Source organism: Halomonas sp. LBP4 (assembly GCF_003202205.1).
GTDB lineage: Bacteria > Pseudomonadota > Gammaproteobacteria > Pseudomonadales > Halomonadaceae > Halomonas > Halomonas flagellata.
The window spans coordinates 1-12590 of record NZ_PDOG01000007.1; the positions used below are offsets into that span (position 1 = coordinate 1).

The 12590-nt window shown below is 63.5% G+C and carries 11 protein-coding genes; 6 read left to right on the forward strand and 5 right to left on the reverse strand.

Annotation, left to right across the window (positions count from 1 at the left end; genetic code table 11):
• The first annotated feature begins 156 nt into the window (after window positions 1–156).
• The 6 genes from CR157_RS18520 to CR157_RS18545 all read left to right on the forward strand — a co-directional run bounded on the left by CR157_RS18520 (window position 157) and on the right by CR157_RS18545 (window position 7213).
• Window positions 157–1896 (forward strand): tetratricopeptide repeat protein, encoded by a 1740-nt coding sequence (locus tag CR157_RS18520; RefSeq protein ID WP_146218735.1) that lies wholly within the window; start codon window positions 157–159, stop codon window positions 1894–1896.
• Window positions 1897–2035: 139 nt separating this feature from the next.
• Complete coding sequence (locus CR157_RS18525; RefSeq protein WP_110285028.1) at window positions 2036–3010, forward strand: Rpn family recombination-promoting nuclease/putative transposase; 975 nt, start codon at window positions 2036–2038, stop codon at window positions 3008–3010.
• Window positions 3011–3100: 90 nt separating this feature from the next.
• Window positions 3101–3388 carry a HigA family addiction module antitoxin gene (locus tag CR157_RS18530; RefSeq protein WP_110285029.1) on the forward strand — a complete coding sequence of 96 codons (288 nt, stop codon included), beginning with the start codon at window positions 3101–3103 and terminating at the stop codon, window positions 3386–3388.
• Window positions 3389–3762: 374 nt separating this feature from the next.
• The gene (locus CR157_RS18535) at window positions 3763–5106 is read left to right on the forward strand and encodes a UDP-glucose dehydrogenase family protein (RefSeq protein ID WP_110285030.1); all 1344 of its coding nucleotides are present in this window, start codon (window positions 3763–3765) and stop codon (window positions 5104–5106) included.
• A 407-nt stretch (window positions 5107–5513) separates the two neighbouring features.
• Window positions 5514–6287 carry a type IV toxin-antitoxin system AbiEi family antitoxin gene (locus CR157_RS18540; RefSeq protein WP_110285031.1) on the forward strand — a complete coding sequence of 258 codons (774 nt, stop codon included), beginning with the start codon at window positions 5514–5516 and terminating at the stop codon, window positions 6285–6287.
• Window positions 6288–6295: 8 nt separating this feature from the next.
• The gene (locus tag CR157_RS18545) at window positions 6296–7213 is read left to right on the forward strand and encodes a nucleotidyl transferase AbiEii/AbiGii toxin family protein (RefSeq protein WP_110285168.1); all 918 of its coding nucleotides are present in this window, start codon (window positions 6296–6298) and stop codon (window positions 7211–7213) included.
• Between the two features lie 363 nt (window positions 7214–7576).
• Here the strand turns inward: CR157_RS18545 and CR157_RS18550 are convergent, their stop codons facing one another.
• The 5 genes from CR157_RS18550 to CR157_RS18570 are packed head-to-tail and all read right to left on the reverse strand — an operon-like array spanning window position 7577 to window position 12590.
• Window positions 7577–8596, reverse strand: a complete 1020-nt coding sequence (locus tag CR157_RS18550) for a LacI family DNA-binding transcriptional regulator (protein ID WP_110285032.1) — start codon at window positions 8594–8596, stop codon at window positions 7577–7579.
• Between the two features lie 14 nt (window positions 8597–8610).
• Window positions 8611–9543: a 3-keto-5-aminohexanoate cleavage protein gene (locus tag CR157_RS18555; RefSeq protein ID WP_110285033.1), complete on the reverse strand. Its 933-nt coding sequence runs from the start codon at window positions 9541–9543 to the stop codon at window positions 8611–8613.
• Window positions 9544–9570: 27 nt separating this feature from the next.
• The gene (locus tag CR157_RS18560; protein ID WP_110285034.1) at window positions 9571–10506 is read right to left on the reverse strand and encodes a 3-hydroxyacyl-CoA dehydrogenase; all 936 of its coding nucleotides are present in this window, start codon (window positions 10504–10506) and stop codon (window positions 9571–9573) included.
• A 19-nt stretch (window positions 10507–10525) separates the two neighbouring features.
• Window positions 10526–11299: an SDR family oxidoreductase gene (locus CR157_RS18565; protein WP_110285035.1), complete on the reverse strand. Its 774-nt coding sequence runs from the start codon at window positions 11297–11299 to the stop codon at window positions 10526–10528.
• 22 nt (window positions 11300–11321) lie between these two features.
• Complete coding sequence (locus tag CR157_RS18570) at window positions 11322–12590, reverse strand: TRAP transporter large permease (RefSeq protein ID WP_110285036.1); 1269 nt, start codon at window positions 12588–12590, stop codon at window positions 11322–11324.

Below are 12590 nucleotides of genomic sequence, written 5' to 3' on the forward strand. Positions count from 1 at the left end.
TCGGTCATGATAGGTGTCCACTTATTGATAGGTGGACACCTACCGTCACGGAATTTGGGGCTCTGCGGTAGATGGGTTCACCGGCCGCTTACGTGACTGTTATCAGGAAAGGCAATGCCCCCTCTGAGCCGACATGCATTCCATGCGGAAATGAAGATGCTGCTGGCCGATATGCCAGCTGAGGACCTGCGCCGGTTGCTGATTGCCTTGGCGGAGGAGGAGCACCCTCGTCAACGGCAGGCGTTTCTCGATCGGCTCCGGCACCACTGTGCCGAACCGGGGGCTTCCGATGCCTTGCCCTCGGATCTTCGGGCCCTGGGCGTGCGCCTGGCTCGCCTGCAGGCAGAGCTGCATGAGATTGCGGAGGCGGAACTGCAGGACTGGTGGGATGACGAGGAAACCTGTGGCCCTTTCCAGGCGCTGATGCCGGAGGTGTTCGGCCTGTTGGATGAGGCCGCCGAGTGCCTGCGCCAGGGGAACGCGCAAGCCGCTCGTGATACCTATGCCTCGATCTGGCAGATGCTTGATATCGAGAACGACTACGGCCACTGCCCCTGCCTGGAAGAGGTGGATGATGCCGTGGCACGGGAGCATGCGGCCCGCTACCTCCGCGCGGTGCTGCTGACCACGCCCCCGGAGCAGCAAGTGGCCACGATGCTGCAGGCGGCCGGGGAGGTGCGCTTTTCCGGCATTGTCTCGCGGCCCGAGTCGCGCTATTGCACCCTGCGCGAGATTGCCGGCGTTGAGCTGGAGCCGCTGACCGGCTGGGAGGGGTTCCTCGACGCGCTGGTGCAGGGGCTGGGGAACCCCCGGTCGAGCCTCGAAGAGATGTGGCTGCGCGAGGCCCTGGCGCGCCGGCAGGGGATCGCCGGCATCGCCCGCATGGCACGGCAAGCGGGTGCCAGGATGCCGCGGCTGTGGCTGGACTGGGTGCGGGCCGCGGTGCGTCAACGCGATCCCGACCAGGCGGCCGCCATCTGGCGGGAAGCACGGCACCACTTTCCACGTGGTGCCGGCATCTGGCGCGCCCTGGCGGATAGCATCCTGACGGTCTTCCCCGCGCACAGCGTGCTTGATGGGGAGGCCATCGCCTTCGAGGCGTTGCTGGCCAATCCCGTTGGCCATCGGCTGTTGACCCTGTATGAGGCTTTCAAAGAAGCAGAGCTCCGAGAGCAGAGGTTGCGTGAGGCGGCGCTGTGGTTAAGCGAAGCCGCCAGAACAGGCAAGCCCCCCGTGCCTGCGGCCCTTGCGGGCTCGGAAGCCCATGCCGCCGTCAGTGATCACGACCGCGACCTCATGACCCCGTCACGGTTCGAGCGGTGGGCCCCTCTGGCCGTGATGGCCTGGTGGCTGGTGGGGGAAGGGCAGCGGGCCAAGGCGCTCGTCTCCGCGCGTGACCAGGCGGTCGGGTGGTCATTGGGTGATAGTCCACGCTGGGCGCTGTTTGCTTGCCTGCCCACGGTTCTGACGGGGCGTCCGGCGTCGGCGATCGGGCCGGCCTCGCATGCGGTTTGGCAGCGGCTGGCGGATGCCGGCAGCCACTACCTTGATGAGTCGCCGCTGGCAGGCGCCTCGTCTCACGATCGCGAAGCCCTGCCTGCCGCCGATCGGCTCAGTCATGCCCTCGTGGACGCCGGGCAACGCTACCCTCTGTCGGTCCAGGAGCCACCGGCATGGCTGGAGTGGCTCTGTGACACGGCAACGGAGCGTTGCCACGCGATCGTGTCCAACCGGCACCGTAATGCCTACGATCGTGCCGCGACCTGCATTGCCGTCTGTGTGGAAACGGCCAGTGCCATGGGGAAAGCGGCCGTTGGCCGGGCGCTGCTGTGTCGGGTTCGACAGCGCTACCCCCGCCACACGGCGTTTCAGCGGGCGCTGGATCATGTCGCGTGAGGGTAGGGCGACCTGCCGCCATCCTATGCCACTGGAGGGTGGCGCATTGGGTCTCTGGTCGCGTTGTGCTGCTCATTGCCGCGAGGCGTGGCTTCCCATACTCTGTATGTATGTATAGTACTTGATGAGCAGAGCCCACATGGCCAGCAACCACCACGACACCGGCTACAAGGAGCTGTTCAGCTACCCAGAGTTCGTCCAGCAGCTGATCGAGGGCTTTGCGCCTGCCGAGATCGCCGAGCTGATGGACTTCTCGTCACTGACGAACCATAGCGGCAACTACATCACCCCGCTGTTCGAGGAGAAGTTCGAGGACGTGGTGTGGTCGGTGGAGATCACCTGGAACGGCATCACCCAGCGGGTCTTCCTGTATATCCTGCTGGAGTTCCAGTCGACGGTAGACGGCACCATGCCGATCCGACTGATGCACTACGTGGCGTGCTTCTACGACCACCTGCTCAAGACCCGGGTCACCACGCCGGGCAAAGGGCTTCCGCCTGTGCTGCCCATCGTGCTCTACAACGGCTCGGAGCGCTGGACCGCCCGGCAGGACGTGTACGACATGGTGCAGCCGGAACCGCCGAGCTTCCTGCGGATCTACCAGCCGCACCTGCGCTATTACCTGATCGACGAGGGACGCTATACTGACGATGAGCTTGCCGAGCGGCAAACGCCCTTGAGTGGGATCTTCAGTATCGAGAATGCCGCCTCGAGCTGGGAAGCGCTACAGCAAGCCGTCGATCGGATTGTGGCGATCATCCAGGCGGACCCTCTCAAGGCGCGGATTGACCCAGTCATCACCCGCTGGCTGAAACGTCACCTGAAGCGACTCGGGGCCGGCGTCAACCTGGAGCGGCTGGATAGCTTGGTGGAGGATAGAGACATGCTGGCAGAGAACCTGGAGAACCTGGTGAAGAAGGAGCGTCTGGAAGGCCGCGAGGAAGGCCGCGAGGAAGGCCGCGAGAAAGGCCGCGAGGAAGGCCGCCTCGAGGCGAAGCAGGAGATGGCTCGCAACCTGATCAAGCTGGGGGTGCTCACCGATGAGCAGATCGCTGAAGCGACTGGGCTGACGACCGCGGAAGTCCAGGCCTTCCGTGCCGAAGACAAGCACTGATTCCACGGCGGATCATGGCTTGATCTGAAGGGGGCCAATGGATGCGGTCAACTTCAGTGAAATACGAAGATTATCACTGAGGTACTATCCATGTTGATGCACAATCCCCCTCACCCAGGTGAAATTATCAAGGAACTATGCCTGGAGCCCCTTGGTTTGTCTGTGACCGCCGCAGCAGAAGCGCTTGGCGTAAGCCGTAAGACCCTGAGTGCGATACTGAACGGCAAGGCTGGTATCAGCCCTGAAATGGCTATCAGGCTCTCTATAGCGTTTGATACGTCGGCGGAGAGTTGGCTTGCCCAGCAGACCCAGTATGAGCTTTGGCATGCCGAGCAGCACCGCAAGAACCTTCGCGTCAGGAAGCTCGTTGCGGCATAAGGTAGCACCCGACCAGCAGCACTTCGCCGCCTGCAGCGGTGAGCAACACCCGCCCCCTTTTCCCATCGCCGCGGCCTTGCCCGCGGCGATGGCGGTTCTGGGTGATGAGAATTGCCGGATTCAGGTGCTGGGACTGAGGTCTTTGGTGCCGGCGTTGTTCACAGTAGGGTTACATTTTAAGTGATGGGGGCCAGTGCCTCGGTGCGTATGCGGAGCCTCGGTGGAAACCGCTGACGCTGCGGATCACCGCGTGGCGGCGCTGCGCGCCGCTATCGCCCCGCAAAGCGTGGCTCCCACAGGGTCAACTAATCGCCCTGCGGAGCGTGGCCCCTACAATAGGGGCAGGAACCAGTAGCGATTGCAGGAGCAGGGATATGAGGATCACCGTATTTGGCACCGGCTATGTAGGCTTGGTGACGGGCGCCTGTCTGGCCGATGTGGGCCATGAGGTGCTGTGCATGGACGTGGATGAGGCCAGGATCACCCGGCTGGAGGCCGGCGAGATCCCCATCTTCGAGCCGGGGCTCGAGACGCTGGTGAAGGCCAATGTCGAGGCCGAACGCCTGCTGTTCACCACCGATCCCACCGACGCGGTGGCCTTCGGCGTGCTGCAGTTCATCGCCGTGGGCACGCCGCCGGACGGGGACGGCAGCGCCGACCTGCGCCATGTGCTGGCGGTGGCCAACACCATCGGCGAGCAGATGTACGACTACAAGGTGGTCGTCAACAAGTCGACGGTGCCGGTGGGTACCGCCGACCGGGTGCGCGAGACCATCGCCCGGGGGCTGGCGTCGCGTGGCGTGGAAGTGGGCTTCGATGTGTGCTCCAACCCCGAGTTCCTCAAGGAGGGCTCGGCGATCGACGACTTCGCCCACGGGCCGCGGATCGTGGTCGGCACCGATTCCGAGCGGGTGAGGGAGCTGATGCGCGAGTGCTACGCGCCCTACATCCGCCTGCAGGAAAAGCTGATGTTCATGGACGTGCGGGCGGCGGAGCTGACCAAGTATGCCGCCAACGCCATGCTGGCCACCAAGATCAGCTTCATGAACGAGATCGCCAACCTGGCCGAGCGGCTGGGCGCCGACGTGGAGCAGGTGCGCCGCGGCATCGGCAGCGACCCGCGCATCGGCTACCAGTTCATCTACCCGGGGTGCGGCTATGGCGGCTCCTGCTTTCCCAAGGACCTGCGGGCGCTGGCCCACACCGCCGAGCAGCTGGACTATTCGGCCGAACTGCTCAACGCCGTGGAGGCGGTGAACCAGCGCCAGAAGCAGAGCATGTTCGCCAAGCTGCGCCAGGCCTTCGACGGCAAGCTCGAGGGCAAGGTGATCGCGCTGTGGGGGCTGGCCTTCAAGCCCAACACCGATGACATGCGCGACGCCCCCAGCCGCGACCTGATGGAAGCGCTATGGGCGGCGGGGGCCCGGGTGCAGGCCTACGACCCCGAGGCCATGAAGGAGTGCCGGCGGCTTTACGGCGAGTGCGACGACCTGGTGCTGGTGGCCGACCGTATCCAGGCGGTGAAGGGCGCCGATGCGCTGGCGATCTGCACCGAGTGGAAGGAGTTCCGCACGGTCGACTTCGCCTGGCTCAAGCAGCAGCTGACGCTGCCGGTGGTGGTAGACGGGCGCAACCTCTACGACCCGGCCCTGATGCAGCAGGCCGGCCTGCTGTACTACGCCGTGGGGCGGGGGGATTCGTTGACGGCCAGGGAGTGAGCTCCTGCGGGGTGGTAGATTATCGCCGGGGAGCTTGGCTGCGCCGAGTCATTGGCGCCGCAGGCGCGGCGGTGGCCACCCGAGTGGATCATGCCTGCCCTGTGGGAGCGCAGATTTTCTGCGCGATTGGCGCCGCAGGCGCCTCGGCGGTTGTCCCTGAGGTTGCGGGTAACCGCCTGGCGCCGTTTCGCGCCGCTATCGCCCCCGCAAGCGTGACCTTAGCCGCGACTCGATGGCAGCACTGGCGATCCGATCCCGGCGTGCATACCAGAAGGTGGTTTATAAAATAGTAAAATCACGGCACCTGGCGACGCGTATTGTTGAAATATTAAACCTGGATGGCTGAGAGGTTTGATTATTCTTAAAAATACGGCAATAATTGACGTGTTATGAGGAGCTATCAAACCATGCTCAACTCAGTCGCCCGACAACAGCTCAGGGAGTTGCTGCCTTTGGGGATGGTGGCCACCAAGCAGTGGCTGATCACCCAGGGTTTGAGCCTGCACTTTGTGGACAACGCGGTCCGTAGCGGGACACTGCTGCCCCTTTCTCCTGGAGTCTTCGCCCGACTGGACGCCAAGGTAAGTTGGCTGGGGGTGGTTGCGTCGTTACAGAGAATGTCCGAGCAACCAGTGCATGTGGGCGGGCTGACGGCATTGGGCATGGCGGGTCTGGTGCAGTACTTGGCGTTGTCATCAGTGCCGCGTATCCACCTTTACTCCACAGAGCGCCTGCCACGCTGGCTGACCAGGTTACCCGTCGATGCCGAATTCGAGTGGCACGGTACCCGGCGTCTGTGGCCCGATGAGGTGATGACGGAAGCTCGGTTCTTCAGAGAGGAAGACTGGCGTGAAGGCCTTCCGCCGGTAGCATTTTCCGCCCCCGAGAAAGCTATCCTGGAAGTGTTGATGGATGTGCCCAAGGCAGTGAGCTTTGAGCATGCAGATGAACTAATGCAGGGGCTGCACAACCTGTCGCCCCGAAAGCTGGATGCCTTGCTCAAAACCTGCAAGAACGTGAAGGTCAAGCGACTCTTCCTATGGCTGGCCGAACGGCAGGCACATGCCTGGTTCAAACGGCTCACGGTAGAGGCCTATGACCTGGGGGCCGGGAAGCGGGTTGTCGCCCCCCATGGCCGACTGGAGAAGAACTGGCAGATCACCGTACCAAGAGATATGTGAGAATCAGGATGAGTAGACGAGACGGATACCAACGGCAGGTTCAGCTGTTGCTGCAGCTCATGCCTTTTGTGGCCAAGCATGATTGCTTTGCACTGAAGGGCGGCACGGCAATCAACTTGTTCGTACGGAACTTTCCACGGTTGTCCGTCGACATCGATCTGGTATTCCTGCCGATGATGGAGCGAGCAGAAGCCCTGGCTACGATACGGGCCAACCTGGAAGCGCTGAGTGAGGCAATCAAGGTCGGCGTTACAGGTGCCGAGGTCGTGGAATCCTTCCGGGAAAAGGATGATGCGCTGCGCCTTACGGTTATCAAAGATGGCGTACAAATCAAGATAGAACTATCTCCTGTGCTACGCGGAACCGTCTTTGAGCCCAACGTCATGGCCACCAGTGAAGTGGTGGAGGAGGCGTTTGGTTATGCGGAAATCCAGGTCGTCGCGTTTGCGGACCTGTACGCCGGAAAGATCTGTGCGGCTCTGGATCGACAGCATCCCCGGGATTTGTTTGACGTAAAGTGGCTGCTGGATAACGAGGGGCTGACGGAAGACTTACGCAAGGCGTTGATCGTCTACATGGTCAGTCATAACCGCCCCATTGCAGAATTGCTCCACCCTCGCCTCAAGGATATCTCTGGCCTGTATGAGGGGGAGTTCAAGGATATGGCTCAGCAAGATGTGCCCCTGTCCGACCTTGAGGCAGCGCGAGAGCAGTTGGTGGAGACCATCAATGCATCTCTCACTGACCGGGAACGGGAATTCCTTCTGACCTTTAAAAGCCGAGCACCCGACTGGGGCCTATTAGGCCTTGACGGTGTGGATCAACTTCCGGCAGTACGCTGGAAACTGAGAAATCTGGCTGCGATGAGTGACGAGAAACACGCTGAGGCTTATAGCAACCTCAGTCGTGTTATCGGTTTGGAATAGCGGTTGGATATACCTGTTAAATCGTTACATGCTCATGGGAAAGCTGACACCGTCAGGGAGCCATTGGCGCCGCAGGCGCCTCGGCGGTTGTCGCTGAGGTTGCAGATAACCGCCCGGCGCCGCTTCGCGCCGCAATCGCCCCGCGGAGCGTGGCTCCCACAGGGTGGTAATTCCACCGCCGGGTGGGAGCTCCTGTCAGGACGCGTGGCCCCCACAAGGGTGGTAATTCCACCGCCGGGTGGGAGCTCCTGTCAGGACGCGTGGCCCCCACAAGGGTGGTAATTCCACCGCCGGGTGGGGGCTCCTGTCGGGACGTGCAGATGCCAGCTTGTGCGAGCTTGGCTGCGCCAAGCCACTGGGCCTTCAGCCGCGACACCGTAGTGGCCGACGAGTGCTGCCGCGCAGCATGGGCGTGACGGGGAGGATGAGGTGCTCGGGGGGCATGTCCTCCTGGGCCACTTGTTTCATCAGCAGTTCGGTGGCTTTCTGGATCATCATGTCGACAGGTTGCTTGACAGTGGTCAGGGAGTGGCTGGGCCAGGCCGCCATGGGCACGTCGTCGAAGCCGATGATCGATACGTCGTTTGGCACCTCAAGGGCGAATTCGTGCCGCAGGATCTCCATGGCAGCAAGCGCCATCAGGTCATTAGCCGCGAAGAGGGCATCTGGGGGCGTGGGTGAGCTGAACAGGCGGCGGGTCGCCTGGCAGGCATCCTCGTAGCGATAGTTGCCGATCTCGATCGCCGCGCAGGCCTGGCCCATGGAATGCAGCCCTTCGAGGAAGCCTGCCTGACGCTGCTGGTGTGTTGAAGAGTCCGGCAGACCGCCTAGAAAGGCGATGTGCTGATGCCCCAGGGAGGCCAGGTAGCGCCCCGCCCAGTAGCCGCCCTGAACGTTGTCGCTGCCGACCTGACTGATCCCGGCATAGTCCACCGTGCGGTTGATGACGACGACCGGGATCCCGAAGTCGTCCACCAGTCCGGCCTGCCGCTGGGTCATGGTAATGGCCAGCAGCAGCACGCCCTCGACCTGACTGCGAATGATGTCATCGAGAACCACGTCAAAGTCGCCACTCGGTGGGGCAAAGAACATCAGCAGGTGATAGCCCTGCGCTTGGAAGAAGCGTGAGGCCTTCTCCAGCATGAAGCTGTAGAAGGGGTTTTCCAGGCTGTAGGTCACCACCGCGATGGTGCGACTCGAGCGGGTGATGAGCGAGCGGGCAATCGTGTTGGGGCGATAGCCCAGCTCACGGGAGGCGTCCATTACCTTTCTGCGCGTACCCTCCGAGACCTTGGCATTGGGCGAGAAGGTACGGCTGACGGCAGATTGCGAGACGCCGGCCAACCGGGCGACATCGCGTGAAGTAACGGATTTTCTTTTCATCGATTCCGCGTTCCTTAGAAGCTGACCCGGTCGGCGCCCTTCAGCTGCAGCATCTCGCGTGCCTCGTCGGGGGTCGCCACCTCGAAGGAGAGGCCCTCGAGAATCTCGCGGACCTTGGCCACCTGGCTGGCGTTGCTTTCGGCGAGTTTACCGGGTGAAAGCCACAGTGAGTCTTCGAGGCCGACGCGAACATGGCCACCCATGGCAGCGGACTGGGCGGCGATGCGCATCTGGTGGCTGCCGGCGCCGAGAACGGACCACTCGTACTCGTCGCCGAACAGCCGGTTGGCGGTGCGGCGCATATGCATCACATCCTCAGGGTGAGGGCCGATACCGCCGAGGATGCCGAACACACTCTGCACGAAAACGCGTCCTCCGATGATGCCGCGATCCATGAGATTGCGCAGGTTGTAGAGATGACCGATATCGTAGCACTCGCATTCGAAGCGGGTACCATTTTCCGCGCCGAGGGTCATGGCCTTCTCGATATCGGCGAAGGTGTTCTTGAACACCAGGTCACGGCTGTTCTCCAGGTGGGCACGCTCCCACTCGTGCTGGAAGCTATCGTAGCGGTTGAGCATGGGAAACAGGCCGAAGTTGATCGACCCCATGTTCATCGAGGCAAGCTCCGGCTTGAACTCCATGGCCGGCCGCATGCGCTCTTCCACGGTCATGTGCGGGCTGCCGCCAGTCGTCAGGTTGATGACGGCATCGGTGGCGCCCTTGATACGCGGCAGGAAGCGCTCGAAGACGGCGGGATCCTGGGTGGGCTTGCCGTTCTCGGGGTCGCGTGCGTGGAGATGAAGAATGGCCGCGCCTGCCTCGGCGGCAGCGATGCCAGCCTCGGCAATCTCCTCGGGGGTCACCGGCAGGTGCGGTGACATGGAGGGTGTGTGGATGGCGCCGGTTACGGCGCAGGTGATGATGACCTTACGTTGGGTCGCCATGAGAGGTTTCTCCTAAGGTTGGCAGGTTCAAGAGGGATCAATGTTGCGCTGATGGACCATCAGCGCCATGAGACGCCGGTCGCGCCATGCCTGGCGTTCGGCGAGGCCTGCGGAAGGGAGCCGTTCCCGGCGCTCCTTGTCCAGAGCGGCCAGCGTGGCGGGATCCCAGGGATCGTCGTCACCGCGCTGGCGATCGACGTCGCGGTACAGGGGACCATAGCGATGGCCGTAGTCGACCACGCCGGATGGCGCATTGAGATCGATGGTCTCGAAGGGCCCCATGAAGGACCAGCGCAAACCGAGTCCGTGCTTGACGGTCTTGTCGAGGTCCTCGGCGGAGACGTAACCGTCGCGAAACAGGCGCAACGCCTCGTTGAGCAGAGCGCCTTGCAGGCGGTTGAGGATGAAGCCCTGAATTTCCTTACGGACCAGGATCGGGGCCTGCTGGGCCTGCTCCATGAGTTGCATGGTGCGGTTCACGGCCGCCTCGGAAGTGGCCGGTGATGGCGCGACCTCGACCAGCGGGATCAGGTAGGGCGGGTTCACCGGATGCGCGACCAGACAGCGTTCCGGGTGACGCAGATGCGCGGTGAACTGCGAGGCGGCGATGCCCGAGGTGGAACTGGCCAGCACGGCGTCCTCGGCCGCCACCGCCTCCAGGTCGGTGTAGATGCGCCGCTTGGCCTCGACGTTCTCGGGGCCGCACTCCTGGATGTACTCTGCGCCGGCCATGGCGCGCGCCAGATCGCTCTCCGTGTGGATGCGCGACAGGGGGGCGTCCACGTCCTCGATCAGGCCGGCCTGCTGGAGGTCGTCGAGGGACTGGCGGATGGCCTCCCGGGCCTTGTCCAGGGCATCGGCCTCCACGTCGTAGAGGGACACGGGCATGCCGGCCCGGGCGAAGACGATGGCCCAGGCACGGCCGATCAAGCCGGCGCCGAGGATACTTATGCGAGCTGTCATGAGGTGACTCCTTGGGCGGTCACAGGGATTCGACGTTGGCGCAGACACTCAGGGCCTGGCCCGAGATATTGGCGCCGCCCGACGCCGACAGGAACAGGGCCATGGCCGCGATGTCGGTGGGCTCCACCATGCGGCGCATGGAGATCTTGGAGAGGTTTTCCTGCTCCATCTCGGTATAGCGGATACCACGCTTGGCGGCGCGATCCTCGATGACCTTCTCGATGCGTGGGCCGCGCACGATGCCGGGCAGGATGGCGTTGACCCGCACGCCGTCGGGCCCGAGTTCGCAGGCCAGGCTCTTGGTCAGGCCAACGACGGCCCATTTGCTGGCGGCGTAGGGGGTGCGATAGGCAAAGCCCAGACGGCCGGCCACCGAGGCCAGGTTGATCAGCAACCCCTGGCTCTCGCGGAGTAGCGGGGCAGCACGGTGGGCGACCCGGTACTGGCCGTTGAGGTTGATGTCGATGGTGCGGGTCCAGGCGTCCTGGTCGATCTCGTCGATCCCGGCGGTGGGCCCGGCAATCCCGGCGTTGTTGACTACCACGTCGAGCCCGCCCAGGGCGGCGGCATCCTGGAACAGCCGATCGACGTCCGCTTCCTGGCTGACATCGGCCAGGGTATGGGTGATGTCCTCGGGCAGGGCGGCCAGGGCCTGGGTGTCGATATCGCAAACGTGCACGCGGGCACCCGCCTCCCGGAAGGCCTTGGCGATGGCCAGGCCGATGCCATTGGCGCCGGCGGTGATCAATACTCTGAGGCCGTGGCGCGGTGCCAGGCTTTCTACGACGGTCATGGGGTTCTCTCCTTGACGGGGCTTACAGCGAAGGCAGCCAGGTGGACAGGAAGGGCAGCAGGCTGATGATCAGCAGGTTGATGAGCACGATGCCGACGAAGGGCATGACGGCCCAGGTGAGGCGGGCGATGCCGATATGGGTGATCTGGGAGGCCACGAAGAGGTTGAGGCCGACCGGCGGGGTGAACATGCCCATGGCCAGGTTGACCACCATGATGATGCCGAAGTGGACCGGGTCGAAGCCGAAGCTGATCGCAATGGGCAGCAGGATCGGCACGAAGATCAGGATCGCGGCGGCCGCCTCGATGAACATGCCGGCCACCAGCAGCAGGAGGTTGGCCAAGATGATGAACAGCAGCGGGCTGTCGATCGCCGAGATCACGAACTGGGAGAGCATGTCCGGCACCCTCAGCCGCTGCAGGATGCGGCCATAGAGCCCCGCGGCGCCGATGATGCTGAGCACCACGGCGGTGGTGACCGCGGCCTGCTTGAGGATGCCGACCAGGCTGTGCAGCTTGATTTCCCGATAGATCACGAAGCCGACCAGGAAGGAGTAGGCCACCGCGATCACCGCGGCTTCGGTCGGGGTGAAGATGCCGCCGTAGATACCGCCCAGGATGATGACCGGCATGAGGATGGCCAGAATGGCCTTGCGACCGGCCTTGAGGACGTCCTTCGGGGAGCTCTTTTCGTTGCCGCCCAGGCCGTTGGCCTTGGCGAAGAAGTAGGCGAAAACGAGCAGGGTCAGGGTGACCAGGATGCCCGGCAGGATGCCGGCGATGAACATGTCGCCTACCGAGACGTTGGCGGCGATGCCGTAGAGGATCAGCGGGATGCTGGGCGGGATGATCACGCCGAGGGCGCCGGAGGCGGCCTGGTTGGCGGCGGCATAGCCGCCGGGGTAGCCCTTGGAGAGCATCGCCGGAATCAGGATCGAGCCAATGGCCGCAGTGGTGGCGGCGCCCGAGCCGGAGATGGCCGCGAAGAACAGCGAGGTGACGATGGCCACCATCGCCAGGCCCCCCGTCATGCTGCCGACCAGGGTGTTGGAGAAGTCGACGAGACGCTGGGAGATGCCGCCACCCTGCATCAGGTAGCCCGCCAGGATGAAGAAGGGGATCGCCATCAGGGGGAAGGAGTTCACCGAGGCGATGAGCTGCTGGGCGACGATCAGCATCGGCATCAGGTCGCCATGCCACACGGTCACGGCGGAGGCCAGGCCGAGCGAGAAGGCGATGGGCACGCCGATGATGAACAGCGAGATCAGCAGCAGGAACAGGAGCAGTGCCAT